Consider the following 26,687-nt stretch of genomic DNA (forward strand, 5'->3'; position numbering starts at 1 on the left):
ACGCGCATTGACCCTCGCCGCATTCAAACTCGAATCCTTCGGCGCCGCGGTGGCGGCGCAGGGCGCGGCCCTGTCCTTCACCCGCGAGGCCCTGGATCAGGCGTTTGCCGACGGCGTGGCCGAAGGCCGGGCGCGCCAGCACGAGGAACAGGTCCGCACCCTCAATGCCGGGCTTGACCGCCTGGCCGGCGCCCTGGCCGAGGACGAGGCCCGCCGTGCCGACCTGCGGCGCGAGGCGGTCGAGGCCCTGGCGCCCGTTCTGGCGCAGATCCTGGATTGCCTGGCGCCCGCCGCCGAATCCCGCCGGCTCGAGGCCGCATTGACCGAGGAACTTGTCCGGCTGTCGCGCCAAAGCCGGCCGTTGCGCGCCAGCATCGCCTGCGGGCCGTCGCTGCGCGCCATGGTCGATCGCTGCCTTGCCGAAACCGGCCTCGAGGGGATCGAGGTGACCGAGAGCGAGGCAGAGCGGATCTCGCTGTCGCTTCACGGCGGGCGGATCGAACTGGATCCGGCGCGCGTGGCCGATGACATCCGCGCGCTTGTGACTGAAATCAGCGAAAACGGGGCAGCATCATGGACGCATTGAACCACCTGATCGACACCGACGCCATCCAGGTCGAGGTGACGGTGCGGCTGGGCCGGACCCGCCAGACCGTGGCGCAGCTTTCCGCGCTGCGGGCCGACGACATCCTGTTGCTGGAGCAGTCCGTCGAGGAGGGCGTCGAGATCTGCGTGGGCGACAAGGTCATCGCCCGCGGAGAGCTGACCACCGATGCCACGGCCGAGGACCGGCTGTGCGTCCGCATCCTGCCCGCCGCCGGCGCCGCATGATCCGTCGCGCCGCCCTGGCCGCGGCGCTGGCGGTGCTGCCGGTCGCCGCCTCGGCCCAGGATGCCTTCGGCCCTTTGGCTGAGCAGGTGGGCCAGAGCCTCGGCCAGAACGCCGTGCTGCTGGTGGTGGCGCTGACGGCGCTTTCGCTGGCGCCGGGCATCGCGATCATGGTGACCTGCTTTCCCTTCATCGTCACCGTGCTGTCGATCCTGCGCCAGTCGATCGGCCTGCAGTCCTCGCCGCCGAACATGCTGATCGTCAGCCTGGCCCTGTTCCTGACCTGGTTCGTCATGGACCCGGTCCTGCGCGAGGCCTGGGCGGTCGCCGGCGCGCCGCTGCAGGACGGCTCCATCACCCTGGGCGAGGCGATCCGGCGCGGCATCGTGCCCTTTCAGGACTTCATGGCCGCCCGCACCGATCCCGACACGCTGGCGGGGCTGGCCGAGATCGCCCCCGGCACGGGCGACCGCAGCACGCAGCTGTCGGTCCTGATCCCCTCCTTCATGCTGTCCGAGGTCCAGCGGGCCTTCGAGATCGGCTTCCTGATCGCGCTGCCCTTCCTGATCATCGACCTGGTGGTGTCGGCGGTGCTGATGTCGATGGGCATGATGATGGTGCCTCCGGTCGTGGTGTCGCTGCCGTTCAAGCTGGCCTTCTTCGTCGCCGTGGATGGCTGGTCGATGATCGCCGGGGCCCTGGTGCGCAGCTATCAATAGGCGCTTCGGGCGTTGCGTCGCCCGCCCATCCGGGGCAGATCCGGGCTCGGGCGAAGGGGGCCTTGGCACATGGCATCACGATCGGGGCAGCATCCGGGGACCGCCGCGGGATGAGCGTGGAGTTGCGCGGCGTCGGCGTCAGCCTGGCAGGACGCCGCGTCCTGCAGGGTATCACGGCCAGCCTGCCTCAGGCGCGGCTGGGCATCGTCGGGCGCAACGGCTCGGGCAAGACGACGCTGGCGCGGGTGATCGCGGGGCTGGTCGAACCGGACGAGGGCCAGGCCCGGATCGGCGGCCTCGACATGGCCCGGGACCGCCGCGCGGCGCTCTCGACCGTCGGGATCATCTTCCAGAGCCCGGACCACCAGATCATCTTTCCCACCGTGATCGAGGAGGTGGCCTTCGGTCTGGCCCAGCAGGGGCGGCGCCCCGACGCGGCCCTGGACGAGGCGCGGGCGGTCCTGCAGCGGTTCGGCAAGGCGCATTGGGCAGGGGCCGCGACGCACAGCCTGTCGCAGGGACAGAAGCAGCTGGTGTGCCTGATCTCGGTCCTGGCGATGCGGCCGCGGGTGATCGTGATGGACGAGCCCTTCTCGGGCCTCGACATTCCGACGCGGATGCAGCTGATGCGCCATCTGGAAGGCATCGAGGCGCAGGTGGTCATGGTCACGCACGATCCCGCGCACCTGCGCGGCTTCGACCGGATCCTGTGGCTGGAAGGGGGGCGGCTGCTGGCGGATGGCCCGCCCGGCAGCGTGCTGCCCGACTTCGAGGCGCGGATGCTGGAATGGGGAGGGATGGATGATCTCGCTCACCTCGCCGGTTGAGACCTGGGCCCATCGGCTTCCGGCGGGCGCCAAGCTTCTGGCGCTGTCGGCGGCGACGGCCGGGCTGTTCCTGCTGGACCCGCCGATGCTGGCGGCTGCGGCGCTGGCGGCTGCGGCGCTGTATCTGTCGGCGGGCCCGGTCTTCGCGGCCCAGGGGCTGCGCCATCTGCGGATGCTGTGGCCCTTCCTGCTGCTGATCGCCGTCTGGCACGGGGCGACAGGACAACTCATGGCGGGGCTCGCGATCGCGCTGCGGCTTCTGGCCGCGCTTGCGCTGGCGAATTTCGTGACCATGACGACGCGGCTGACCGACATGATCGCGGTGCTGACCTGCCTGCTGGCGCCGCTGCGCCGCCTGGGCCTGTCCACGCGGGCGGTGGAACTGGCCATCGCGATGGTGCTGCGCTTCACCCCGATGCTGGTCGAGAACGGTCAGCGCCTGGCGATGTCCTGGCGGGCGCGGTCGCGCCGGCGGCCCGGCTGGCGGATCGTCATGCCGATGGCCGCCTTGGCACTGGACGACGCCGATCATGTGGCCGAAGCTCTGCGGGCGCGGGGCGGGATCGTGCCCCCTGTCGATGGGAGAGACTGACATGGAACGCAACATCACCCGGGTCGCGCTGTTCGCGGCCCTGATCGCCGCCCTGGGGCTGATCCCCAGCCTGACCCTGGCCTTCGGCGTGCCGATTACCGCGCAGAGCATGGGCGTGATGCTTGCAGGCGCGATCCTTGGCGCCCGGCGCGGGGCCCTTGCGGTGCTGCTGTTCATGGCCCTTGTGGCGCTGGGCCTGCCGCTGCTGGCGGGCGGGCGCGGCGGCCTTGGCGCCTTCGTCGCGCCGACCTCGGGCTTTTTCCTGGGCTGGCCCGTCGCGGCTTTCGTGATCGGGCTGATCGTGGAACGCTGGCGAGGCGCCCCCTTGGCGGTGACGGTGACGCTGGCCTCGGTGATCGGGGGCATCCTGGTGATGTATGCCTTCGGCATCGTCGGCATGTCGATCGCGCTGGACAAGACGCTGGCCGAATGCGCGGTCCTGGTCACGGCCTTCCTTCCGGGCGATCTGATCAAGGCGGTGCTGACGGGGCTCATCACGCAGGCCCTGGCCCGATCCCGCCCGTCCAGCCTGTTGTCCCGCCCCTAGGACGGCATTTTCCCAGCAGCATCAGAACGGTCTTTGACCTGTCATGCGGCATGGATATGCTTGCCGCCATGGATCATGCCGCCGCGGGCCAGACCCGGCCGGCTGCGCAACCGGGGGATGACATATGAACAGATTCGATCGCCGCGGGCTTCTGAAGGGGGCGGGTGCCGCCGCGGGGCTGGCGCTGGCCGCGCCGCTGGTGGCGCGGCCCGGCTTTGCGCAGGGCGCGGGCACGGTGAACATCTTCGCCTGGGCCGGCTATCTCAACGACGAGATCCTGGGCGCCTTCGAAAAGGCCACCGGCATCAGGCCGAACTACACGCCCTACGGCACCAATGACGAACTGCTGAACCAGCTGCGCGCCAACAACGGCGCGGGCTTCGACCTGATCTGGCCGACCGTGGACCGGGTGCCCAACTATGTCGAGTTCGGCCTGGTTCAGCCCCTGGACGAATCGAAGATCGAGGTGGCGAAGGTGCTGCCCTCGGCTTGGGAAAATTCGACCGGCCTGGGGGCGGTGGTGGATGGCAAGCGCTATCAGGTCCCGACCGACTGGGGCACCGAGGCGGTGGCCTTCGACCGCGACCAGATGCCGCTGGAATATGGCAGCGCCTCCTATGGCGACATCTGGGGCGAGGCTGCGGAGGGCAAGGCCACGGTGCGCGCCCATTCCGCGCTGGTGGGGCTGGGCCTGTGGCTGGAGGCCGAGGGCAAGCTGCCCCGCCCGCTGCGGGATGCCTTCGCCTCGCCCGAGGCGCAGACCGAGATCTTCGACGTGATCCTGGCCGAGGCGGTGGCCCGCAAGGGCAACATCATCCAGTTCTGGAACAACGAGAATGAGGCCCAGGGCGCCTTCCGCGTCAACGGCGCGGCCATCGGCCAGACCTGGGATTCGACCGCCGCCGCGCTGTCCAGGGAAGGGCTGCCGGTAGGCTTCATCGCCCCCCGGGAAGGCGCGCTGGCCTGGATGGAGGGCCTGTCGATCCCGGCGGGCGCCGAGAACCTGGACAACGCCTATGCCTTCATCAACTGGTTCCTGACCCCCGAGGCCGGGGCGATGTACACGAACGCGACCTCGATCAACTCGACCGCCGTGGGATCCGCCGACCTGCTGTCGGACGAGGCGAAGGCCTTCTTCGCCGCCGCCTATCCGGGCGACGCGCTGGAGAAGCTGTGGTGGTGGCCGATCCAGGAAAGCTGGTACATCACCAAGCGCAACGAATATCAGGACCGCTTCCTGTCGGCCTGATGAAACCGGGGGCAGGGGGGCAACCCCTGCCCATGACACGACGGGGGATGGATGTCGCATTCGGTCGAGCTTGACGGGATCGGGATGGTTTTCGGTTCGACACGCGCGGTCAGCGACGTGACCCTTGCCGTCCAGGCGGGCGAGTTCTTCTCGATCCTCGGGCCGTCGGGCTGCGGCAAGACCACCATCCTGCGCATGATCGCCGGCTTTCTGGAACCGACCGAGGGGCGCGTGCTGATCGGCGGGCGCGACATGCGCGGGCTGGGGCCGAACCAGCGGCCGACGGCGATGATCTTCCAGTCGCTGGCGCTGTTCCCGCTGATGCCGGTCTGGGAAAACATCGCCTTCGGACTTGAGGCGCGCGGCATGGGCAAGGCCCAGCGTCGCAAGCGCGCCGACGATCTGCTGCGCCTGATCGCGCTGGAGGGATACGGCGACCGGATGCCGGGCGAGTTGTCGGGCGGCCAGCGCCAGCGCGTCGCCATCGCCCGCGCGCTGGCCGTGGAACCCGGCGTCCTGCTGCTGGACGAGCCGCTGTCGGCGCTGGACCTGAAGCTGCGCCAGCACATGCGGGCGGAACTGCGCGCCCTTCAGAAGCGCACCGGCGTCACCTTCATCTACATCACCCACGACCAGTCCGAGGCCCTGGCCATGTCCGACCGCGTGGCGGTGATGTCCGAGGGCCTGTTGCAGCAGGTCGCCACCCCGCGCCAGCTTTACGACAACCCCGCCACCCCTTTCGTGGCCCGCTTCGTGGGGGAAACCAACGCCATCGCCGGCCGGATCGGCGCCATCGGCGACGGCATCGCCCGCGTGGATACCGCGCTTGGGCCGCTGCACGGCCGCGCCGGCCGCCGCCTGGCGATCGGGCAGGAGGCGACCCTGTATGTCCGGCCCGAGGCGCTGGTGCCGGGCACGGGCGCCAACACCCTGCGCGCCCATGTCAGCCGCATGGATTTCGAGGGGGCCTTCGCCCTGCTCCACGGCCGGTTCCCCGATGGCGCGTCGCTGGCCGCAGCGATCCCGTCGACCCGGCTGGCGGACGCGCCGGCGCCGGGAACCGAGGCCAGCTTCTTCTTCGCGCCGGAACATGCGGTGGTGCTGGCGGATGCGTGATCTTTACGCGCGCTTCGGGGGCGGGCTGGCAGCGGTCTTCCTGGCGCTGGTGCTGATCTGGCTGGCGGCGATGGTGCTGGCGCCGAACCTGATGATGATCGACTATGCCCTGCGCCCGAACCTGCCGCCGGCGGACCTGGGCGGGCCGCGGGACGCGCGGTCGCTGGACAACTTCCTGTATCTGGCGAACGAGGGCGTGCATCGGGCGATCTTCCTCAAGACCATCTGGGCCAGCGCGCTGGTCGCCGCGCTGACGCTGGTGGTCTGCTATCCCATCGCCTTCTGGATGGCGCAGCGCGCCACGCCCGGCCAGCTGTCGGTCGCGCTGATGCTGGTCATCATCCCCTTCTTCATCAACGAGGTGCTGCGCACGCTGGCCTGGTTCATCCTGCTGGCCTATCGCGGCCCGCTGAACGCGGTGCTGCTGAACCTCGGCCTGATCGAGGCGCCGGTCCGCTGGCAGGGCGATGGCGGGGTGCTGGCGGGCATGGTCTATGCCTATATCCTGTTCATGCTGCTGCCGATCTACAACGCCGTCGAATCCCTCGACCGGGCGCAGCTCGAGGCGGCACGGGATCTGGGCGCGGGGACCATCCGCACCCACCGCCGCGTCGTGATCCCGCACGCCAAGGCCGGCATCGCCACGGGCTGCGTCTTCACCTTCATGCTGGCCGCCGGATCCTATGTCGCGCCCGCACTTCTGGGCAGCCCCGGCAGCCGCTGGTTCACCGAGATCATCTACAACTGGTTCTTCGAGGGCGGCGACTGGAACCGGGGCGCGGCCTATGCGCTGACGCTGCTGGTGCTGTGCCTGGCGGTGGTGCTGGTCACGCTGCGGCTGTTCCGGGTGAACCTGACGGATGTGGCGAAATGACCGCGGAACGGATCTTTCGCGGCCTGTTCCTGCTATATCTGCTGGCCTTCGTCCTTTACCTGTTCGCGCCGCTGGTGGTCATGTCGGCCGCAGCCTTCAACGAAAGCCGCTTTCCCACCGTGATCCCCTGGCAGGGCACGACGCTGGACTGGTTTTCCGCGATGTGGGCGGATGGGGCGATGTGGCAGGCGCTGTGGACCTCGGCCGTCGTCGCGGTGCTGGTGGTGCTGGTGGCGCTGCCGGTGGGCACCGCCGCCGCCCTGGTGCTGACGACGCTGCACGCGCGGGCGCGCAGCCTGGCCTATGCGGTGATGGTCTCGCCGCTGCTGACGCCGGGGGTGGTGATCGGGATCTCCACGCTGATCCTGTGGCGGCAGGTGGGCGTCGGCGGCGGCATCGCGCTGATCGTGGTGGCGCAGACGACCTTCATCATCTGCTATGTCATGCTGATGGTGATGGCGCGGCTGCAGCGCTTCGACCGCACGCAAGAGGAAGCGGCCCTGGGCCTCGGCGCATCCCGGGTGATGGTGTTCCGCCGCGTCCTGCTGCCCTTCCTGCGGCCCGCGCTGCTGGCATCGGGGGGGCTTGCGATCCTGCAGTCGGTCGAGAACTACAACACCACCCTGTTCGTGCGCGGGTTCGAGACGCCGCTGACGGTGTTCATCGCCACCAAGGTCCGCACGGGGTTGACGCCCGCCGTCAACGCCCTGGCCCTGGTCATCATCGCCGCCACGGTGGTCGGCGCCGTCGCCTGGGAAATCGCCCGGCGCAGGCAGGTCACAGCACGGCCGCGTTCCTGATCGGGCTGCGCGACATCTGCGCCACCCGGTCGCGCAGCCGCTTGGCCAGCGGCGACAGGGGCCGGCGCTTCAGATCCAGCAGGAAATAGGGCGCCACGCGGATCGGCTGCGGGGTAGGAAGGATGGTGAAGGCCGCCTTCACCGGCGGGCCGATCAGCAGTTCGGCAACCTCGCGCGACACCGGCGTGACGGCATCCGACTGCGACAGATAGGCGATGGTCAGCAACAGCGACGGGCTGTTGAGGATGTTGTCGGGTTCCGACAGCCCGACCCCGGCAAAGGCCGCCAGCGTCGCCTCGCGGATGGGGGCGCCGCGCTGCTGCATGATCCATTCCTGTCCCACCAGTTCGGTAAGCGTGACCAGCCGCGCCCGGGCCAGCGGATGGCCGGCGCGCGCCATCAGCGCCACCTTCTCGTCGGCCATGGGCAGGATGTTGAAGCTGTCGCTGTCGAAATCCGGCAGGATCCGGCCCAGCACGAAGTCCATCTCTCCGGCCGCAAGGTGCAGCAGCAGATCGCGCGAGGGCATCACGTCCACGGTGATGTCGGCGCCCGGGCTTTCTTCCTTGATGCTGCGGATCGCGCTGACAAGATAGCTGATCGCAGGCCCCGTGACCGCCCCCACCCGCACCGACCCGGCATGGCCGCCCCGCAGCGCGCGCACGTCGGATTCGATGCTGGCCATCTCGCGCAGGATGACGCGGGCGCGGCGCAGCACGGTGGTTCCGATCTCGGTCGGCTCCATTCCCTTGGGCTGGCGCAAAAACAGCGCCGCGCCGATCTGGCGCTCGGCCTCGGCCAGCATCCGGGACGCGGCGGGCTGGGTCATGGCCAGCGATTCCGCCGCCCGCTGCAACTGCCCGTGCAGGGCGATCTCGTGGACCAGCCGAAGCTGGGCGGGCTTCAAGGCGCGGAAGGACATACCGGATTCGTTATGCGGCTTGCGGATTTTATCATTTTACCGGCATCCGCGGCCTGCGCTAGAGCTTTCTGACCTTTGAAGGATTCGCGGCCCGTGCGGCCGCGCGCAGGGAGGATAATGATGACGTTCAAAACCGCTGCGGTCGCGCTGGCGATCGGAGTCTCGTGGCTTGCGACCGGCGCCATGGCCGAGACCATCGGCATCGCCATGCCCACCAAATCGTCGGCCCGCTGGATCGACGACGGCAACAACATGGTCAAGCAGCTGCAGGAGGCCGGCTACGAGACCGACCTGCAATATGCCGAGGATGACATCCCGAACCAGCTGGCCCAGGTCGAGAACATGATCACCAAGGGCGTCGATGTCCTGGTGATCGCCGCCATCGACGGCACGACCCTGTCGAACGCCCTGGAAAACGCCGCCGCCTCGGACATCAAGGTGATCGCCTACGACCGCCTGATCCGCGGTTCGGAACACGTGGACTATTACGCGACCTTCGACAACTTCCAGGTCGGCGTGCAGCAGGCGAATACGCTGGTCGAGGGGCTGAAGGAACGCTTTCCCGACGTGAAGCCCTGGAACGTCGAACTCTTCGGCGGCAGCCCCGACGACAACAACGCCTTCTTCTTCTATGACGGGGCGATGTCGGTCCTGCAACCGCTGATCGACGACGGGTCGATCGTCATCGGGTCGGGCCAGACGGGAATGGAAACCGTGGGCACGCTGCGCTGGGATCCGGCGGTGGCGCAGGCGCGGATGGACAACCTTCTGTCCTCGAACTATGCCGACAAGCAGGTCCACGGGGTTCTGTCGCCCTATGACGGGCTGTCGATCGGGATCCTGTCGTCGCTGAAGGGCGTGGGCTACGGCTCGGGCGACCTTCCGATGCCGATCGTGACCGGCCAGGACGCCGAGGTCCAGTCGGTGAAGTCCATCGAGGCGGGCGAGCAGTATTCGACCATCTTCAAGGACACCCGCGAACTGGCCCGCGTCACCGTGGGCATGGTCGATGCCGTCCTGAAGGGCACCGAGCCCGAGATCAACGACACCGAGACCTACGACAACGGCGTGAAGGTCGTGCCCTCGTATCTGCTGGAGCCGGTGCCGGTGACCAAGGAGAACTGGCGCGAGGTGCTGATCGATTCGGGCTACTATACCGAAGACCAGCTGCAGTGACCCCTGCTGGCCCCGGCGCGTCCGGGGCCGCATCCCGCGGAGGAACGCGATGACCGCCATCCTGGAAATGCAGGGCATCACCAAGACCTTTCCCGGCGTCAAGGCCCTGAACAACGTGAACCTGTCGGTCCGCGAGGGCGAGATCCACGCCATCTGCGGCGAGAACGGCGCCGGCAAGTCCACGCTGATGAAGGTGCTGTCGGGCGTCTATCCCCACGGCAGCTACGAGGGCGAGATCCTCTATGACGGCAGGCCCGCCCGCTTCCGCGACATCCGCGACAGCGAACAGGCTGGCATCGTCATCATCCACCAGGAACTGGCGCTGGTGCCGCTGCTGTCGGTGGCCGAGAACCTGTTTCTGGGCAACGAGGTCGCCCGGGGCGGGGTCATCAACTGGCCCTTGGCCTACCAGAAGACCGAGGCGCTTCTGCGCAAGGTCGGCCTGACCGAGGCCCCCACCACCCGGGTCGAGAGCCTGGGCGTGGGCAAGCAGCAGCTTGTGGAAATCGCCAAGGCGCTGGCCAAGAACGTGCGCCTGCTGATCCTGGACGAACCGACCGCGGCGCTTCAGGAAAACGACAGTCAGAAGCTTCTGGACCTGATGCTGGAGCTGAAGTCCCAGGGCGTCACCCAGATCATCATCAGCCACAAGCTGAACGAGATCCGCCGCGTCGCCGACCGCGTGACGGTGATCCGCGACGGATCGACCGTCTCGACGCTGACCCGGGACGAGATCACCGAGGACCGGATCATCCGCGACATGGTCGGCCGCGACATGGCCCACCGCTATCCCGACCGGACCCCGCAGATCGGCGAGGTGCTGATGGAGGTGCGCAACTGGACGGTGATGCATCCCGACCAGCCGCGCCAGGTGATCCGCGACGTGTCCATGACCGTCCGCAAGGGCGAGATCGTCGGCATCGCCGGCCTGATGGGGTCGGGGCGCACCGAATTCGCCATGAGCCTGTTCGGCCGCAGCTATGGCCGCGACATCACCGGCGAGGTGACGCTGGCGGGCGCGAAGCCCGACCTGTCCACGGTGTCGCGGGCGATCGAGGCCGGGCTGGCCTATGTGACCGAGGACCGCAAGGGCCTGGGCCTGATCCTGGACGAGCCGATCCTGCGCAACATCTCGCTGGCCAATCTCGAGGGCATCTCCAAGGGCGCGGTGCTGTCGCGCGGGCGCGAGCAGCAGGTGGCGGAACGCTATCGCCAGGCCATGAACATCCGCACGCCAAGCGTGTTCCAGCGGGTCGTGAACCTGTCGGGCGGCAACCAGCAGAAGGTGGTGCTGTCCAAGTGGCTGTTCACCGACCCCAAGGTGCTGATCCTGGACGAGCCGACCCGCGGCATCGACGTGGGCGCCAAGTTCGAGATCTACAACATCATGAACGAGCTGGCGGCCCAGGGCCACGGCGTGGTCATGATCTCGTCGGAAATGCCCGAGCTGCTGGGCATGTGCGACCGCATCTACGTGATGAACGAGGGCCGGATCGCCGGCGAGCTGACCCGGGATCAGGCCAGCCAGGAACGGATCATGGCCCTGATCCTGCAAGACGGCATGAAGGGGAGGCCGCATGAGCACCGCCGAAACGAACAAGCCCGCAGCGTCGGGCATCGGCGCCCATCTGGGCAGCCACCTGCGCGAGAACGGCATGATGCTGGCGCTTGTCGCCATCGTGCTGTTCTTCTTCGTCATCGTCCGTGCCGTCCAGGGCGTGGATTTCCTGTCGGCGCAGAACATCACCAACCTGTTCCTGCAGAACTCCTACGTCATCATCATGGCGCTGGGGATGCTGCTGGTGATCGTGGCGGGCCATATCGACCTGTCGGTGGGATCGGTGGCGGCCTTCACCGGGGCGGTGGCCTCGATGCTTCTGGTGCAATACGAACTGCCGGTGCTGGTGGTGATCCCGATGGTGCTGGTCGTGGGCGGGCTGATCGGCGCCGCGCAGGGCTACTGGATCGCCTATTGGCGCATCCCGTCCTTCATCGTGACGCTGGCCGGGATGCTGGTCTTTCGCGGCCTGACCCTGTGGCTGCTGGGCGGCCAGAACATCGGCCCGTTCGAGCGGTCCTTCCAGGCGCTGTCCACCGGCTTCATCCCCGACCTGTTCGGGACCGAGAGGCCCAACTACACCGCGCTGATCCTGGTGGCGGTCGCCGCCGCCGCGATCGTCTGGGCCGGCATCCGGGGCCGGGCGCGGGACGCCGAATTCGGCATCACCCCCGAACCGGCGGGCTTCTTCTGGGCGCGCAACGCCGTGGTGGTGATCGCGCTGCTGTTCGTGGGCTGGAAGCTGGCCAGCTTCCGCGGCCTGCCCAACGTGCTGCTCATCATGTCGGTGCTGGTCGTGCTTTACGCCTTCTTCACCGAATCCACCACCACCGGGCGGCGCATCTATGCGCTGGGCGGGAACGAGAAGGCGGCGAAGCTGTCGGGCATCAAGACCGAACGGCTGGTCTTCTTCACCTTCGTGAACATGGGCGTGCTGGCCTCGCTGGCGGGGATGATCGTCACCGCCCGCCTGAACAGCGCCACCCCCAGGGCCGGCGTCGGCTTCGAACTGGACGTGATCGCCGCGGTCTTCATCGGCGGCGCCTCGATGACGGGAGGATCGGGCCGCATCATCGGCGTCGTGGTCGGCGCGCTCATCATGGGCGTGATGAACAACGGCATGTCGATCATGGGCATCGGCATCGACTACCAGCAGGTCATCAAGGGGCTGGTGCTGCTGGCCGCGGTGATCTTCGACGTCTACAACAAGACCAAGCAGGGCTAGACCATGTTCCTGTCGCAACTCAAAAGCCCCGGCGGGGACCGGGCTGTTGCCGCGCGCGACGGCGGCAGCGCCTGGATCGTGCCTGGGGCGGGGTCCACCCGCGACCTGGCCTTGGCCGCCATCGCGGCAGGCCGCGGGCTGGAGGCCGAGGTCCGGGCGCGCGGGCAGGGCGAGGCGGTCGATCTGGCCGCCGCCCTGGCGGAAGGGCGCCTGCTGCTGCCGCTGGATCACGACGACCCGGCGCATCTGCACCTGACCGGCACCGGCCTGACGCATCTGGGCAGCGCCGCCACGCGCAATGCCATGCACGCGAAAGCCGATGCCGAGGCGCTGACCGACAGCATGAAGATGTTCCGCATGGGCCTGGAGGGCGGCAAGCCGCAGGGCGGGGCGGTCGGCGTCCAGCCCGAATGGTTCTGGAAGGGCAACGGCGCCAACGCCGTTGCCCCCGGGGCGCCCCTGGTCTCGCCGGGCTTCGCCCTGGACGCCGGCGAAGAGCCCGAGATCGCGGCGCTGTATCTGATCGGCCCGGACGGCACGCCCTTCCGGCTGGGCTTTGCCCTGGCCAACGAGTTTTCCGACCATGTGACCGAACGCGGCAACTATCTGTGGCTGGCCCACTCCAAGCTGCGCCCCGCCAGCTTCGGCCCCGAGATGCTGCTGGGCGATCTGCCGCACCATGTCGAGGGGACCAGCCGGATCCTGCGCGGCGGCCGCGCCATCTGGGAAAAGCCCTTCCTGTCGGGCGAGGCGAACATGAGCCACAGCCTTGCCAACCTGGAACACCATCACTTCAAGTATGCGCTGTTCCGCCAGCCCGGCGACGTGCATGTGCATTTCCTGGGCACCGCCACCCTGTCCTTCGCGGACGGGGTCACGGCGCGGAACGGCGACGTGTTCCAGATCGACGCGCCGGCCTTCGGGCTGCCGCTGTCGAACCCGCTCGACCAGCAGAACGGCGAGGATCCTGTCGCCGTCGTCCCTCTCTAGAGATTGACATGACCTTCCAACCTGCCCCCTGGCCCCGCTCGCTTCGATCCCAGCACTGGTATGGCGGCACCTCGCGCGACACGATCTATCACCGCGGCTGGATGAAGAACCAGGGCTGGCCGCACGACCTGTTCGACGGCCGGCCGGTCATCGGCATCCTGAACACCTGGGCGGATCTGACGCCCTGCAACGGCCATCTGCGCGAACTGGCCGAAAAGGTGAAGGCCGGCGTCTGGGAGGCGGGCGGCTTTCCGGTCGAGGTGCCGGTGTTCTCGGCCTCGGAAAACACCTTCCGGCCGACCGCGATGATGTTTCGCAATCTGGCCGCCCTGGCGGTCGAGGAAACCATGCGCGGCCAGCCGATCGACGGGGCGGTGCTGCTGGTGGGCTGCGACAAGACCACGCCCTCGCTGCTGATGGGGGCAGCCTCGACCGACATTCCTTCGATCGTGGTCACCGGCGGGCCGATGCTGAACGGCTATTTCCGCGGCGAACGGGTGGGATCGGGCACCCATCTGTGGCGGTTCTCCGAAGCCGTGAAGGCCGGAGAGATGACCCGGGAGGAGTTCCTGGAAGCCGAGGCCTCGATGTCGCGGTCCACCGGCACCTGCAACACCATGGGAACGGCATCGACGATGGCCTCGATGGCCGAGGCGCTGGGCATGGCGCTGTCGGGCAATGCCGCCATCCCCGCCGTGGATTCGCGCCGCCGGGTGATGGCGCAGCTGTCGGGCCGGCGCATCGTGCAGATGGTCAAGGACGACCTCAAGCCCAGCGACATCATGACCCGCGCGGCCTTCGAGAACGCCATCCGCACCAACGGCGCCATCGGCGGATCGACCAACGCCGTCATCCACCTGCTGGCCATCGCCGGCCGGGTGGGCGTGGACATCACGCTGGACGACTGGGACCGCTGCGGCCGCGACGTGGCCACCATCGTCAACCTGATGCCATCCGGGCAATACCTGATGGAGGAGTTCTTCTATGCCGGCGGCCTGCCCGTCGTCCTGAAGCGGCTGGGCGAAGCCGGGCTGCTGCACAGGGACGCCCTGACCGTCAGCGGCAGCACCATCTGGGACGAGGTGCGCGACGTGGTGAACTGGAACGAGGAGGTGATCCTGCCCGCCGACCGCCCGCTGACCGCGCAGGGGGGCATCGCCGTGCTGCGCGGCAACCTGGCGCCGAACGGCGCGGTGCTGAAGCCCTCGGCGGCCAGCCCGCATCTGCTGGTCCATCGCGGCCGCGCGGTCGTGTTCGAGGACATCGACGACTACAAGGCCCGCATCGAGGACGAGTCGCTGGACATCGACGAAACCTGCGTGATGGTGATGAAGAACTGCGGCCCCAAGGGCTATCCCGGCATGGCCGAGGTGGGCAACATGGGCCTGCCGCCCAAGGTGCTGCGCAAGGGCATCACCGACATGGTGCGCATTTCCGACGCCCGCATGTCGGGCACGGCCTATGGCACGGTGGTCCTGCACACCAGCCCCGAGGCCGCGGCGGGCGGCCCGCTGGCCGTGGTCCGCGACGGCGACATGATCGAACTGGACGTGCCGAACCGGCGGCTGCACCTGGACATCGCCGACGCGGAACTTGCGGCGCGTCTGGCGGCTTGGCGGCCCACGCACGCGGTGCCCGCCAGCGGCTATGCCTGGCTGCACCAGGCCCATGTCGAGGGCGCAGATACCGGCGCGGATCTGGATTTCCTGAAAGGCTGCCGGGGCAGCCCGGTCGGAAGGGACAACCACTGATGAAGATCGCGCTCGTGGGCATCGGCAAGATCGCGCTCGACCAGCATGTGCCGGCGATCGCCGCCAGCCCGGACTGGGATCTGGCCGCGACCGTCAGCCGCCACGGCACCGTCGCCGGGGTCGAGGCCTTCACCGACATCGCCGCCATGCTGGAGGCGCGTCCCGATATCGGCGTCGTCAGCCTGTGCCTGCCCCCAGTGCCGCGCTTCGACGCGGCGCAGGCGGTGTTGCACGCGGGGCGCCACCTGATGCTGGAAAAGCCCCCCGGCGCCACCCTGGCCGAGGTTCACGCGCTGTGCGATCTGGCCGAACGGCAGGGGGTCACGATCTTTGCCACTTGGCATTCCCGCATGGCGCAGGCGGTAGCCGCCGCCCGCGACTGGCTGGCGGGCCGCAGGATCCTGGAAGGCCGCATCACCTGGCGCGAGGACGTGCGCAAATGGCATCCCGGCCAGGACTGGATCTTCGAGGCCGGCGGCATGGGCGTCTTCGATCCCGGCATCAACGCCCTGTCGATCCTGACCGAAATCCTGCCCGAACCGGTGCGGCTGCTGTCGGCCGACCTGGACTTTCCCGCGAACCGCCAAGCCCCGATCGCCGCGCGGCTGCGGTTCAGCCAACGGATCAGCGCCGATTTCGACTTCCGCCAGGAAGGCCCGCAGACCTGGGACATGGAGTTCGTGACCGACGGCGGGCGGATGGCGCTGCGCATGGGCGGCAACCGGCTGGAGATCGACGGCCGCCACGTCCAGGGCGCCGACGACATCATGGGCGAATACCCCGCGCTCTATGCACGCATGGCAAGGCTGGTATCCGGGGGAAACCGCTATGCGGACCTTGCGCCCATGGTGCTTGTGGCCGATGCCTTCACCCTGGGGCGGCGCAACACGGTCGCGGATTTTCACTTTCAAGGATGATGCAGTGACCTTCACTCCGCATGGCAGACATCTGGTCGCAGGCGAATGGCTGGCGGGCGAGGGGACGTTCCGGTCCTCTCCTGCGCAGGGGACTGCGCATGAATTCAGCGCCGGCTCGGTCGAGCTGGTGAACCGCGCCTGCGAGGCCGCCGAGGCGGCCTTCCCCGCCTATGCCGCCACCTCGCGCGAAGACCGCGCCCGCTTCCTTGAAGCCATCGCCGACCAGATCGAGGCTTGCGCGGACGCCATCACCGCCATCGGCACTGCCGAGACCGGCCTGCTCGAGGCGCGGCTTCAGGGCGAACGCGGCCGCACCACTGGCCAGTTGCGGCTGTTCGCGGACCACATCCGCAAGGGCGACTATCTGGACCGGCGCCGTGATCCCGCGCTGCCCGACCGCCAGCCCCTGCCGCGCCCCGACCTGCGGTTGATGCAGCGGCCGATCGGCCCGGTGGCGGTGTTCGGGGCCTCGAACTTTCCGCTGGCCTTTTCTACCGCCGGCGGCGACACCGCCTCGGCGCTGGCGGCGGGTTGCCCGGTGGTGGTCAAGGGCCATCCCGCCCATCCCGGCACCGCCGAGATCGTGGCCGAGGCGATCCACGCCGCCATCGGGGCGACCGGGATGCCGGCGGGCGTCTTCGGCTTCATCCACGGCGACAGCCATGCCGTGGGCGCCGCGCTTGTCCAACATCCGTTCATCAAGGCGGTGGGCTTCACCGGCAGCCTGCGCGGGGGACGCGCGCTGTTCGACCTTTGTGCCGCGCGCCCCGAGCCGATCCCCTTCTTCGGCGAACTGGGCAGCATCAACCCGGGCTTTGTCCTGCCGCAGGCGCTTGCCCGGCGCGGCGCGCGGATCGCCGAGGGCTGGGTGGGCAGCCTGACCATGGGCGCGGGCCAGTTCTGCACCAATCCGGGGCTGGTCGTGATGCCCAGGGGCGTTCTGGCCGATGCCTTCGCCAAGGCGGCCGCCGACGCGCTGGCCGGCGTGTCGCCGCAGGTCATGCTGACCGACGCCATCGCCCTGGCCTTCCGCGAAGGCGTCGGCCGCGCGGCCGGCGTGGCGACGCCCGTCTTCGAAGCCGCCAGCGAGGGCCGCAACGCCCTGCCCGCGGTCTATCGCATCACCGCCGAGGCGTTCCTGCGCGATCACAGCCTGGCCGAGGAGGTGTTCGGCCCGATGGGGATGATCGTCACCGTCCAGGACGAGGATCAGATGCTGGAGGTGGCCCAAGCCTTGGAAGGGCAGTTGACGGTGACCCTGCACATGGATGACGGCGACGCGGATCTGGCGCGGCGGCTGATGCCCGTGCTGGAACGCAAGGCGGGGCGGATCCTGGCCAATGGCTGGCCCACGGGGGTCGAGGTCGCGGATGCGATGGTCCACGGCGGCCCCTATCCGGCCTCGACGAATTTCGGCGCGACCAGCGTGGGAACCCTGGCGATCCGCCGGTTCCTGCGCCCGGTCAGCTACCAGAACATCCCCGAGGCGCTGCTGCCAGAGGATCTGCGCGGCGTCTGAGCCTTGGCCCGGGCTGCCCGCGCGGCGGGCCGTCACGGGTGTCTTGAAACGGCCGCAGGCGCGGCCTGCCACGGAGGCGTCATGATCCACGACAACCGCCAGTGCCGACTGGGCGAGGGGGCCTTCTGGCACCCCGCGCGCCGGCAGTTCTTCTGGTTCGACATCCTGGGACGGCGGCTTCTGTCGCAGGACGCGGACGGGTCGGCGCTGGAGTGGCGTCTGGAACGGATGGCCTCGGCCGCGGGCTGGATCGACCGTGACCGGCTGCTGGTCGCTACTGAGACCGGGCTGGCGATCCTGTCGCTGGCCGATGGCCGCCTGTCCGACCTGGCGCCGGTCGAGGCCGATAATCCCGCCACCCGATCCAACGATGGCCGCGCCGACCGCCAGGGCGGGTTCTGGTTCAGCACCATGGGCCGCGACGGCGAGCCCGGGATGGGCGCGATCTATCGCTTCTTCCGGGGCGAGGTCCGCAGGCTGGTGGCGCCGGTGACCATCCCGAACTCGATCTGCTTTTCGCCCGACGGGGCAAGGGTGCATTATTCCGACACCGACCGCGGCATCGTCTGGCGGCAGGGGCTGGACCCCCAGGGCTGGCCGGCGGGCGAGGCGCAGGTCTATCTCGACCTGTCGGATCGGGGCTGGTCCCCCGACGGCGCGGTGACGGACGCCGATGGCGGGTTCTGCTGCGCGATCTGGGGACAGGGCGCGGTCATCCGCTTCGACGCCGCCGGGCGGCAGACCCACCGCTTCGACGTTGAGGGCCGCCAGCCCTCGTGCCCGGCCTTCGGGGGACCGGACCTGTCCGACCTGCTGGTGACGACCGCCTTCGACGGGATCGAGGATCCCGATGCCGCGCAGGGCCGGACCTACCGCCTGCGCACCGACCTGACGGGGCTGCCCGAACCGCAGGTGATCCTGTGACCGGATGGACGCTGCCCGACGGGCGCAAGGTGGACCGCCTGACCCTGGCGGGGGGCGGGCTGACGGCGCAGGTGCTGACGCTGGGCGCCACCGTGCAGGATCTGCGGATGGACGGCGTCGATCATCCGCTGGTGCTGGGATGCCCCGATCCGGCGGATTATCTGGGCCGGGGGCTTTACATGGGGGCCATCGTCGGGCGCTTCGCCAACCGCATCGGCGGGGCGCGCTTTGCGCTGGACGGGCGGGACTATCGCACCGATCCGAACTTCAGGAACCGCCACACCCTGCATGGCGGGTCGCGGGGAACGCATTGGCACCTGTGGCAGGTCGACGCGCTTCACCAGGACCGTGCCACCCTGTCGCTGGTCCTGCCGGACGGCGAGATGGGCTTTCCGGGCAGGCTGAGGATCCGCGCCGGGATCGCGCTGCAGGACGGGGCGCTGGTCTTCGACCTTCACGCCGAAGCGGATGCCCCGACGCCCTGCAACCTGGCCCATCACGGCTACTTCAACCTTGATGGCGGCGGGGACGTGCGCGGTCACCGTCTGCGGGTCGCGGCCGGCCGCTACCTGCCCGTGGACGACGACCTGATTCCGCTGGACGGCCCGACGCCGGTGGGCGGCACGCGCTTCGATTTCCGGCAGGCGCGGGCGATCGCGCCGGGCGATTACGACCACAACTTCTGCCTGTCGGATGGTCCCGACGCCCCGCGCGTGGTGGCCGAACTGACCGGGCGATCCGGCATCCGGCTTGAGATCGAGACCGACCAGCCCGGCCTGCAGGTCTATGACGGCGGGCAACTGGACGGGGTGCCGGGCCCGGAGGGGCGGCGCCATGAGCGCTTTGGCGGGATCGCGCTCGAGACGCAGGGCTGGCCCGATGCGCCGAACCGGCCGGGCTTTCCCGACCCGATCCTGCGCCCCGGCGGGATCTACCGCCACCGGGTGGCCTACAGGTTCGGCCGCTGACGGCGCTGCCGGCACCATCGCGGGGCTGCAGTTGACGTTAGTTAACCGGCCCGGCCGGGCGGGAACATTGCCCGAAGGGCAGCGTTGCGGGATTGCGCCGCAGGCAGGCGTTCATGATCCGGGAGGATAAGATGAAGACCACGTTCACTTGGGTGGCTGGCAGCGCGTTCCTTGCGATGACGGCGGTCTCGGCACAGGCGGATTGCGCCGCGGAACTGGCGCGCCTGACAAGCGGAAGCGCCGCCTCGGAGGGGATTGCCAAGGATGGATCGCTGGCGCCGCTGGAAGGCGCCTCTGGCGGTTCGGGCACCGCGTCCAGCGGCAGCGCGACGGACACGGCCGCCGATGCCGGCATGACCAGCGCGGCGCCGACGGATGCCGCCAGCGGCGGTTCGGCAACCGGGACGACCGCTTCGGGCGGCGCGGCAACGGCCGGTTCGGGCGGCGCGACGGGGACGGGCGGAAGCGCGACCGGCATGGCGTCTTCGGGCGGTTCGGGCAGCGCCGCGACAGGGTCTGCCGGCAGCGGGTCGTCGGGCATGACGGCCACGGGCGGTTCGGGCACGGACATGGCTGCGGGCGGCGCCGCGGGCAGCGGCGCGACGGGTAGCGGCGCCTCCTCAGGCGCAGGGGCCGCCGGCACCGCCTCCACGGGCGGGGCCTCGACCGGCACCACGACCTCGGGCGGGGCAGGTGCCACGGCCTCGGCGGATGCCGGCGGGATCGCCAAGGACGGCTCGCATGTGCCGCTGGAGGGCGAAGGCGGACAGCAGGCAGGCGTCGCCATGTCGGGGGCGGATGCCGCAGCCCAGCAGAACGGCCAGCCCACCGCGGCCGAGCAGGCCGCAAGCGGCGGCACCGCGGGCGGTGCGACGGGCGCCGCTGCGACCGGCAGCGATGCAGGCGGCGCCTCGACCCGCGAGGCTCATATCCAGGCCGCGCGCGACGCGCTGGCCTCGGGCGACGAGGAGGCCTGCATGGCCGCCGTCCGCGCCGCCGAGACGATGTAAGGCCCGGCCGGCCGGAGCGTCCGCCCCGGCCGGCCCTTCCGCGTCCCCGCCGTCGCGCGAATAGGACTGGAATGACGCGCCGCTTTCTGGTGAGAGGGGCGCCATCACAGCCCTGGCCCGGACGGACGACGCGATGAGCATCCATCTCTACCCCAACGACCTTCCCGACGATCTGACGCTTGGCCCGGTGGTGGCCATCGACACCGAGACGATGGGGCTGGATCCCCGCCGCGACCGGCTGTGCCTGGTACAGCTTTCCTCGGGCGACGGCGACGCGCATCTGGTCCAGATCGACCGCGGCCAGACCGAGGCGCCGAACCTGTGCCGGATGCTGACCGATCCGAAGGTCCTGAAGCTGTTCCATTTCGGCCGCTTCGATATCGCCGCGCTGGAGAACGCCTTCGGCGTCGTCACCGCCCCCGTCTGGTGCACCAAGATCGCCTCGAAGCTGGTCAGGACCTATACCGACCGTCACGGGCTGAAATACCTGCTGAACGAACTGGTGGGCGTCGATGTCAGCAAGCAGCAGCAGACCAGCGACTGGGGCGCCGCGGATCTGACGGACGCGCAACTGGAATACGCGGCCTCGGACGTGCTGCACCTGCACCGGTTGAAGGAGGCGCTGGAAGAGCGGCTGCGGCGGGAGAACCGCCTGGGACTGGCGCAGGCCTGCTTCGACTTCCTGCCCGCGCGCGCCCATCTGGACCTGCTGGGCTGGGGGGATGAAAACGACATCTTCAGGCACTAGATGGTCAACGCCCGGGGGCTGTCTGCCCCCGGACCCCCGAGGATATTTCGGCACAGGAGACAGGGCAGAGGCGTGGCGGACTACATCGAGACGGCGCGGCGGGTGATCCGTTGCGAGATGACCGGCCTGGAGGCGCTGGCGGCAGGGCTGTCGGAGGATTTCACGCGCGCGGTCGACCTGATCCTGGGCGCGCGCGGCCGGGTGATCGTTTCGGGAATGGGCAAGTCGGGGCATGTCGGGCGCAAGATCGCCGCGACCTTCGCCTCGACCGGGACGCCCGCGCAGTTCGTCCATCCCGCCGAGGCCAGCCACGGCGACCTGGGCATGGTCACCAAGGACGACGTGGCCCTGGTGCTGTCCAACAGCGGCGAGACGCCCGAGCTTGCCGACCTGATCGCCCATACCCGCCGCTTCGCGATCCCCTTGATCGGCATCGCCTCGCGCCCGGGATCGACCCTGCTGCGGCAGTCGGACGTGGCGCTTGTGCTGCCCCTGGCGCCCGAGGCCTGCGGCAACGGCATCGTGCCCACGACATCGACGACCATGACGCTGGCGCTTGGCGATGCCCTGGCGGTCGCGCTGATGGAGCATCGCCGGTTCACGCCTGAACATTTCCGCACCTTCCATCCCGGCGGCAAGCTGGGCGCCCGCCTGGCCAAGGTGGCCGATCTGATGCATCGCGACATGCCCCTGGTGGCCGAGGATGCGCCGATGGCGGAGGCGCTGCTGGTCATCAGCCAGAAGGGCTTCGGCGTCACCGGCGTGACCGATGCCTCGGGCCGGCTGACCGGCATCATCACCGATGGCGACCTGCGCCGGCACATGGAGGGCCTGCTGGAGCGCCGGGCGTCCGAGGTGATGACGCCCGGCCCGCGGGTGATCGCGCCCGATGCCCTGGCCGAGGCCGCCCTGGCGCAGATGCAGGATCGCAAGATCACCTGCCTGTTCGCGGTGGCCGACGGGATGCCGCAGGGCATCCTGCATATCCACGACTGCCTTCGGGCCGGGATCGTCTAGGCGATGAACCGCACGCGTGTCGTTCGCTGGTTGCGCGTCCTGCTGCCCCTGGCGGCGCTTGTGCTGCTCTCGACGCTGTTCCTGTTCTCGCGCGGGGGGGACGGGGAATCGCGCATCCCCTATGCCGATGTGGACGCCGAGGCGATGGCCCGCGATCCGCGGCTGGTCGCGCCCGAATATTCGGGCGTCACCGACGACGGGGCCAGGCTGACCTTGCGCGCGACCGAGGCCGCGCCGGGTCCCGGCGGCGGCCGGGCGCAGGATCTGCGGCTGGACTGGCAGCGCCCGGACGGCTTGCGCGCGGATCTGGCCGCGCCCCGGGCCAGCCTGGCGGATGGGGTGATCCATCTGGATGGCGGGGTGCGCATGACGACATCCACCGGCTGGACGGTCGATGCCGCCAGCCTGGATGCCGCAACCGACCGGTCCCGCATCGCCGCCCAGGCGGGTGTCGAGGCCGAGGCGCCCTTCGGCACACTGTCGGCCCGCCGCATGGAGCTTGTACCCGCCCCCGGCGAGGATGCTTCCATCTTGAACTTTTCCGGCGATGTCCGTCTGATATACCAGCCCTGATCCACCGGAAGGACAAGCCGATGCTGCGCCCCCTGCTGACAGCCCTGATCCTTGCCGCCCCGCCGGCCCTGGCGCAGAACCTGGCCTTCGGGGGGATGCGCGCCGACATCCAGGCCCCGGTCGAGGTCGCCGCCGACAACCTGTCGGTCAACCAGGCGGACGGCAGCGCGGTCTTTACCGGCAACGTCGTGATCGGCCAGGGCGAGATGCGCCTCTCCGCCGACAGCGTCACCGTGGCCTATGCCGACGGCGACCAGACCCGCATCCGGTCCCTGGACGCCAAGGGCAACGTGACGCTGGTTTCTGGGCCCGACGCGGCCGAGGCCGAGGCCGCCACCTACGACGTCGAGACGGGCCATGTCACGCTGACGGGCAATGTGGTGCTGACGCAGGGGCAGAACGTGCTGACCGGGGACCGGATGCTGGTGAACCTGGAAACGGGCACCGCCCAGGTCGAGGGGCGGGTGCGGTCCGTCCTGCAGCCCGGCGGCAACTGATGCGGGGGGCGGCGGCGCGCAGCGGCGACGGCCTGAGGGTCCGGGGCTTGCGCAAGTCCTATCGCAACCGCCCGGTGATCCGCGACGTCGCCGTGGATTTGGCCCGCGGCGAGGTCGTGGCCCTGCTGGGGCCGAACGGTTCGGGCAAGACCACCTGTTTCTATTGCATCGCGGGTCTTGTGCCGCCCGACGCGGGGCAGGTGCTGATCGACGGGCAGGATGCGACGCGGCTGCCGATGTTCCGCCGGGCGCGCATGGGCATCGGCTACCTGCCGCAGGAGATGTCGATCTTTCGCGGCCTGACGGTCGAGCAGAACATCATGGCCGTCCTCGAGGTCGTCCACGAGGATCCCCGGCACCGCCGCGACCGGCTGGAGGAGCTGCTGGGCGACTTCTCGATCGCGCATCTGCGCGCCGCGCCCGCCCTGGCCCTTTCGGGCGGCGAGCGCCGCCGGACCGAGATCGCCCGCTGCCTGGCCTCGGATCCCAGCTTCCTGCTGCTGGACGAACCCTTTGCGGGCGTCGATCCGATCGCCGTGGGCGAGATCCGCGGCCTGGTCCATGACCTCAAGTCGCGCGGCATCGGCGTTCTGATTACCGATCACAACGTCCGCGAGACCCTGGGCATCGTGAACCGCGCCTATATCCTGCACGACGGCCATGTGCTGATGTCGGGATCGACCGAGGAGATCGTCGCCGATCCCCGCGTGCGCGAGGTTTATCTGGGCGAAGGGTTCCGCATGGCCTGACGGGGCGGGCGCGTGAAATTGCCGCGTCGTCCCCGCATACCGTTGACAGAACCGCGCGGCTGTCACCAGATTGTCTCATGCGGGCGCGGCAGGAACCGCGGCCGCCATCCCCGCTTCCGCCCCGTGCCGGCAGACGGGCCGGCGCATGCGGGAACGGGCAACCGAGAGGAGTGACGATGCGCTATACCATCAGCGGAAAACAGATCGACATCGGCGACGCGCTGTCCACCCATGTGAAGACGGAACTGGGCGAGACGGTCGGCAAGTATTCGCAGCGCCCCACCGATGCCACGGTTACCTTCTCGAAGGATGCCCACCAGTTCATGTGCGACGCGGTGGTGCATCTGTCCACCGGGCTGAACGTGACCGCGCGCGGCGCCGCGACCGAGATCTATGCCGCCTTCGAGGCCTGCCGCGAGAAGATGGACAAGCAGCTTCGCCGCTACAAGCGCCGCCTGAAGGATCACCACAAGGACAGGTCCGAGCCGGTTGAATTCGGGCAGGCGGGCATGTATGTGCTGGCCGCCGACGAGGATGAGTGGGAAACGCAGGACAGCGGCCTGCAGCCGATCATCATCGCCGAGATGGAGACCCGCGTGCCGACCCTGTCGGTTGGCGATGCGGTGATGCAGATGGAACTGTCGGGAACGCCGCTGCTGGTGTTCCGCAACGAGAAGCACGGGGGCGTCAATGTGGTTCACCGCCGCGACGACGGCAATGTGGGCTGGATCGACCCGCGCGGCAACGGCTGAAACCCGCTGCATGACGCCTCGCTGAACCGACGCGCCCCCGGCATCCTGCGCGGGGGCGCTTGAGCCTTGGGAAAGACGCAAGCCATGCAGTTGACCGAAATCCTCAAGCCCGGCGCGGTCCGGTCACTGGGCCAGTGCACCTCGAAGAAGCGCCTTTTTCAGGAGCTTGCCGAACTGGCCCATGCCGAATACGGGCTGAACGCCACCGAGGTGCTGGACGCGCTGCAGGAACGCGAAAGCCTGGGGCCGACCGGCGTGGGCCAGGGCGTGGCGCTGCCCCATGCGCGGCTGCACGGGCTGGACCGGGTGGTGGGCCTGTTCGTGCGGCTGGACAAGCCGCTGGATTTCGACGCGGTGGACCGCCAGCCGGTCGATCTGGCCTTCGGGCTGCTGGCCCCGGAAAGCAGCGGCGTCGATCACCTCAAGGCGCTTGCGCTGGTGTCGCGCACGCTGCGCGACCCTGACCTGCGCGCCAAGCTGCGCGCCAACGATGATCCGGTCAAGCTGCACGCGGTGCTGTCGGCCCAGGGCGCCAAGGCCGCCTGAAGGCTTTGGATCCGGGCCGATTCGGCCTATACAGGGTCCCGACCCGAGGAGGAGGCCGAAGATGACCAGAACGATCACGGACATGCCCCGCGACAAGGGGGCGATCACCCTGCGCGAGTTCGCCCGGCAAGAACGGGAATCGAGGACGCATCCCGCCATCGAGGCGCTGCGCTCGCGTCCTCAGACCCGGGGCGACACCAACCGCAAGGCGGTGGAATATGCCCGGATCGAACGCGGCCGGATGAGCTGAAGGCAACGCCCGGCCCCGGATGCGGCTGGACTGCCCCTGCCGAACCCCTGCGCCTTCCGCGTCCGCTCTGCTGATCCGGCCCGGGCTGCCGCATCAGCAGCCCTGCGGCCTTGGGCGGCACGGGGCAGGCGGCGTCAGGCCCGCACCAGCCGCTCGTAATCCTCGGCCACCTTCCGCGTGGTCTGCCCCACCTGGAAATGCCAGTCGCCGATCTGGCCCACCGGGGTCACCTCGGCCGCGGTGCCGGTCAGGAAGCATTCCTGGAAATCCTCCAGCTCCTCGGGCTTGATGCGGCGTTCGTGGACGGTGGTGCCGCCGTCCTTCAGCATCTGGATGACCGTCTGGCGGGTGATGCCGTTCAGGAAGCGGTCGGCCAGGGGGGTATGAACCTCGCCGTCGCGCACGAAGAAGATGTTGGCGCCGGTCGCCTCGGCCACGTAGCCTTCCCAGTCCATGAACAGCGCGTCCGAACAGCCCTTGGCCTCGGCGGCGTGCTTGGACATGGTGCAGATCATGTAGAGCCCGGCGGCCTTGGCGGCGGTGGGGATCGTCTCGGGCGAGGGACGCTTCCACTTGGCCACGTCCAGCTTGGCGCCTTGCCACTTGGCGTCGCCGTAATAGCTGCCCCATTCCCAGCAGGCCACCGCCATGCGGACCGGGTTGCGCGCCGCCGACACGCCCATGTCGGGGCCCGAACCGCGCCACATCACCGCCCGCACATAGGCATTGGTGAAGTTGTTGGCCTTCAGGACGGCCTCCTTGGCGGCGTCGATCTGCTCGGCGGAATAGGGGGACTGCATGTCCAGCAGGCGCGCCGATTCGATCAGCCGCACCGAATGTTCGTGGCCCTTGAAGATCTTGCCGTCATAGCACCGCTCGCCCTCGAAGACCGAGCTTGCATAATGCAGCGCATGGGTCAGGATGTGGACATTCGCCTCGCGCCAGTCGATCAGTTCGCCGTCCATCCAGATCTTGCCGTCGCGATCGTCATAAGCGCCCGTCATCGTTCTCTCCAAAAGCCAGTCCGGGTTTTGCGGATCTTG

At 69.2% G+C, this 26,687-nt stretch carries 30 protein-coding genes and 1 pseudogene; 28 read left to right on the forward strand and 3 right to left on the reverse strand.

The window, feature by feature from the left end; all coding sequences use genetic code 11:
* Positions 1-7 precede the first annotated feature (7 nt).
* The 10 genes from ACZ1HC_RS07655 to ACZ1HC_RS07700 all read left to right on the forward strand — a co-directional run bounded on the left by ACZ1HC_RS07655 (position 8) and on the right by ACZ1HC_RS07700 (position 7,552).
* Positions 8-586, forward strand: a complete 579-nt coding sequence (locus tag ACZ1HC_RS07655) for a hypothetical protein (RefSeq protein ID WP_472699451.1) — start codon at positions 8-10, stop codon at positions 584-586.
* Positions 574-831, forward strand: a complete 258-nt coding sequence (locus ACZ1HC_RS07660) for a FliM/FliN family flagellar motor switch protein (RefSeq protein WP_472699453.1) — start codon at positions 574-576, stop codon at positions 829-831. The genes ACZ1HC_RS07655 and ACZ1HC_RS07660 overlap by 13 nt, the downstream gene beginning before the upstream one ends.
* Complete coding sequence (gene fliP, locus ACZ1HC_RS07665) at positions 828-1,547, forward strand: flagellar type III secretion system pore protein FliP (protein ID WP_472699454.1); 720 nt, start codon at positions 828-830, stop codon at positions 1,545-1,547. The genes ACZ1HC_RS07660 and fliP overlap by 4 nt, the downstream gene beginning before the upstream one ends.
* Positions 1,548-1,657: 110 nt before the next feature.
* The gene (locus ACZ1HC_RS07670) at positions 1,658-2,374 is read left to right on the forward strand and encodes an energy-coupling factor ABC transporter ATP-binding protein (protein WP_472699455.1); all 717 of its coding nucleotides are present in this window, start codon (positions 1,658-1,660) and stop codon (positions 2,372-2,374) included.
* Positions 2,349-2,966: a CbiQ family ECF transporter T component gene (locus ACZ1HC_RS07675; RefSeq protein ID WP_472699456.1), complete on the forward strand. Its 618-nt coding sequence runs from the start codon at positions 2,349-2,351 to the stop codon at positions 2,964-2,966. Before ACZ1HC_RS07670 ends, ACZ1HC_RS07675 begins: the two co-directional genes overlap by 26 nt.
* Position 2,967: 1 nt before the next feature.
* Positions 2,968-3,513, forward strand: coding sequence for a biotin transporter BioY (locus tag ACZ1HC_RS07680; RefSeq protein ID WP_472699457.1), 546 nt, complete (start codon positions 2,968-2,970; stop codon positions 3,511-3,513).
* A 124-nt stretch (positions 3,514-3,637) separates the two neighbouring features.
* The gene (locus ACZ1HC_RS07685) at positions 3,638-4,762 is read left to right on the forward strand and encodes an extracellular solute-binding protein (RefSeq protein WP_472699458.1); all 1,125 of its coding nucleotides are present in this window, start codon (positions 3,638-3,640) and stop codon (positions 4,760-4,762) included.
* 51 nt (positions 4,763-4,813) lie between these two features.
* Positions 4,814-5,878, forward strand: coding sequence for an ABC transporter ATP-binding protein (locus ACZ1HC_RS07690; RefSeq protein ID WP_472699459.1), 1,065 nt, complete (start codon positions 4,814-4,816; stop codon positions 5,876-5,878).
* On the forward strand, positions 5,871-6,752 hold the full coding sequence (locus ACZ1HC_RS07695) for an ABC transporter permease (RefSeq protein WP_472699460.1): 882 nt from the start codon (positions 5,871-5,873) through the stop codon (positions 6,750-6,752). The genes ACZ1HC_RS07690 and ACZ1HC_RS07695 overlap by 8 nt, the downstream gene beginning before the upstream one ends.
* Complete coding sequence (locus ACZ1HC_RS07700; protein WP_472699461.1) at positions 6,749-7,552, forward strand: ABC transporter permease; 804 nt, start codon at positions 6,749-6,751, stop codon at positions 7,550-7,552. The genes ACZ1HC_RS07695 and ACZ1HC_RS07700 overlap by 4 nt, the downstream gene beginning before the upstream one ends.
* On the opposite strand, the gene ACZ1HC_RS07705 is transcribed toward ACZ1HC_RS07700, so the two are convergent.
* A complete protein-coding gene (locus ACZ1HC_RS07705; RefSeq protein WP_472699462.1) occupies positions 7,530-8,474 on the reverse strand; it encodes a LysR family transcriptional regulator in 945 nt (314 codons plus the stop codon). The two genes, ACZ1HC_RS07700 and ACZ1HC_RS07705, sit on opposite strands and share 23 nt — an antisense overlap.
* Positions 8,475-8,594: 120 nt before the next feature.
* Here ACZ1HC_RS07705 and chvE point away from each other — a divergent pair, with 120 nt between their 5' ends.
* The 9 genes and pseudogenes from chvE to ACZ1HC_RS07750 all read left to right on the forward strand — a co-directional run bounded on the left by chvE (position 8,595) and on the right by ACZ1HC_RS07750 (position 19,502).
* A complete protein-coding gene (chvE, locus tag ACZ1HC_RS07710; protein ID WP_472699463.1) occupies positions 8,595-9,650 on the forward strand; it encodes a multiple monosaccharide ABC transporter substrate-binding protein in 1,056 nt (351 codons plus the stop codon).
* Between the two features lie 49 nt (positions 9,651-9,699).
* A pseudogene (gene mmsA, locus ACZ1HC_RS07715) lies at positions 9,700-11,208 on the forward strand (multiple monosaccharide ABC transporter ATP-binding protein); the annotation flags it as partial.
* A gap of 19 nt (positions 11,209-11,227) precedes the next feature.
* Positions 11,228-12,433, forward strand: a complete 1,206-nt coding sequence (gene mmsB / locus ACZ1HC_RS07720) for a multiple monosaccharide ABC transporter permease (protein WP_472699464.1) — start codon at positions 11,228-11,230, stop codon at positions 12,431-12,433.
* 3 nt (positions 12,434-12,436) lie between these two features.
* Positions 12,437-13,423: an AraD1 family protein gene (gene araD1 / locus ACZ1HC_RS07725; protein ID WP_472699465.1), complete on the forward strand. Its 987-nt coding sequence runs from the start codon at positions 12,437-12,439 to the stop codon at positions 13,421-13,423.
* Positions 13,424-13,431: 8 nt separating this feature from the next.
* Positions 13,432-15,174 carry an L-arabinonate dehydratase gene (gene araD / locus ACZ1HC_RS07730; RefSeq protein ID WP_472700807.1) on the forward strand — a complete coding sequence of 581 codons (1,743 nt, stop codon included), beginning with the start codon at positions 13,432-13,434 and terminating at the stop codon, positions 15,172-15,174.
* Positions 15,174-16,091, forward strand: a complete 918-nt coding sequence (locus tag ACZ1HC_RS07735; protein ID WP_472699466.1) for a Gfo/Idh/MocA family protein — start codon at positions 15,174-15,176, stop codon at positions 16,089-16,091. Before araD ends, ACZ1HC_RS07735 begins: the two co-directional genes overlap by 1 nt.
* Positions 16,092-16,095: 4 nt before the next feature.
* The gene (locus ACZ1HC_RS07740; protein WP_472699467.1) at positions 16,096-17,610 is read left to right on the forward strand and encodes an aldehyde dehydrogenase (NADP(+)); all 1,515 of its coding nucleotides are present in this window, start codon (positions 16,096-16,098) and stop codon (positions 17,608-17,610) included.
* An 81-nt stretch (positions 17,611-17,691) separates the two neighbouring features.
* Complete coding sequence (locus tag ACZ1HC_RS07745) at positions 17,692-18,534, forward strand: SMP-30/gluconolactonase/LRE family protein (protein ID WP_472699468.1); 843 nt, start codon at positions 17,692-17,694, stop codon at positions 18,532-18,534.
* Positions 18,531-19,502: an aldose epimerase family protein gene (locus ACZ1HC_RS07750; RefSeq protein ID WP_472699469.1), complete on the forward strand. Its 972-nt coding sequence runs from the start codon at positions 18,531-18,533 to the stop codon at positions 19,500-19,502. The genes ACZ1HC_RS07745 and ACZ1HC_RS07750 overlap by 4 nt, the downstream gene beginning before the upstream one ends.
* A 37-nt stretch (positions 19,503-19,539) precedes the next feature.
* On the opposite strand, the gene ACZ1HC_RS07755 is transcribed toward ACZ1HC_RS07750, so the two are convergent.
* Positions 19,540-20,043: a hypothetical protein gene (locus ACZ1HC_RS07755; RefSeq protein WP_472699470.1), complete on the reverse strand. Its 504-nt coding sequence runs from the start codon at positions 20,041-20,043 to the stop codon at positions 19,540-19,542.
* On the opposite strand from ACZ1HC_RS07755, the gene ACZ1HC_RS07760 reads away from it, so the two are divergent.
* The 9 genes from ACZ1HC_RS07760 to ACZ1HC_RS07800 all read left to right on the forward strand — a co-directional run bounded on the left by ACZ1HC_RS07760 (position 20,042) and on the right by ACZ1HC_RS07800 (position 25,644).
* On the forward strand, positions 20,042-20,512 hold the full coding sequence (locus ACZ1HC_RS07760; RefSeq protein ID WP_472699471.1) for a hypothetical protein: 471 nt from the start codon (positions 20,042-20,044) through the stop codon (positions 20,510-20,512). The genes ACZ1HC_RS07755 and ACZ1HC_RS07760 overlap by 2 nt on opposite strands.
* A 133-nt stretch (positions 20,513-20,645) precedes the next feature.
* Positions 20,646-21,260 carry a ribonuclease D gene (locus tag ACZ1HC_RS07765; protein WP_472699472.1) on the forward strand — a complete coding sequence of 205 codons (615 nt, stop codon included), beginning with the start codon at positions 20,646-20,648 and terminating at the stop codon, positions 21,258-21,260.
* A gap of 117 nt (positions 21,261-21,377) precedes the next feature.
* A complete protein-coding gene (locus ACZ1HC_RS07770) occupies positions 21,378-22,277 on the forward strand; it encodes a KpsF/GutQ family sugar-phosphate isomerase (protein WP_472700808.1) in 900 nt (299 codons plus the stop codon).
* A 3-nt stretch (positions 22,278-22,280) separates the two neighbouring features.
* Positions 22,281-22,850, forward strand: coding sequence for a hypothetical protein (locus ACZ1HC_RS07775; protein WP_472699473.1), 570 nt, complete (start codon positions 22,281-22,283; stop codon positions 22,848-22,850).
* A 20-nt stretch (positions 22,851-22,870) separates the two neighbouring features.
* Positions 22,871-23,347: a lipopolysaccharide transport periplasmic protein LptA gene (gene lptA / locus ACZ1HC_RS07780; RefSeq protein WP_472699474.1), complete on the forward strand. Its 477-nt coding sequence runs from the start codon at positions 22,871-22,873 to the stop codon at positions 23,345-23,347.
* Positions 23,347-24,096: an LPS export ABC transporter ATP-binding protein gene (gene lptB / locus ACZ1HC_RS07785; protein ID WP_472699475.1), complete on the forward strand. Its 750-nt coding sequence runs from the start codon at positions 23,347-23,349 to the stop codon at positions 24,094-24,096. Before lptA ends, lptB begins: the two co-directional genes overlap by 1 nt.
* Before the next feature lie 176 nt (positions 24,097-24,272).
* Positions 24,273-24,848 (forward strand): ribosome hibernation-promoting factor, HPF/YfiA family, encoded by a 576-nt coding sequence (hpf, locus tag ACZ1HC_RS07790; RefSeq protein ID WP_472699476.1) that lies wholly within the window; start codon positions 24,273-24,275, stop codon positions 24,846-24,848.
* An 84-nt stretch (positions 24,849-24,932) separates the two neighbouring features.
* Positions 24,933-25,394 (forward strand): PTS sugar transporter subunit IIA, encoded by a 462-nt coding sequence (locus tag ACZ1HC_RS07795; protein WP_472699477.1) that lies wholly within the window; start codon positions 24,933-24,935, stop codon positions 25,392-25,394.
* 61 nt (positions 25,395-25,455) lie between these two features.
* Positions 25,456-25,644, forward strand: coding sequence for a hypothetical protein (locus tag ACZ1HC_RS07800; RefSeq protein ID WP_472699478.1), 189 nt, complete (start codon positions 25,456-25,458; stop codon positions 25,642-25,644).
* A 134-nt stretch (positions 25,645-25,778) separates the two neighbouring features.
* On the opposite strand, the gene ACZ1HC_RS07805 is transcribed toward ACZ1HC_RS07800, so the two are convergent.
* Positions 25,779-26,648, reverse strand: a complete 870-nt coding sequence (locus ACZ1HC_RS07805; RefSeq protein ID WP_472699479.1) for a branched-chain amino acid aminotransferase — start codon at positions 26,646-26,648, stop codon at positions 25,779-25,781.
* Positions 26,649-26,687: the final 39 nt, after the last annotated feature.

The organism is Paracoccus sp. BR5-17 (assembly GCF_055693925.1).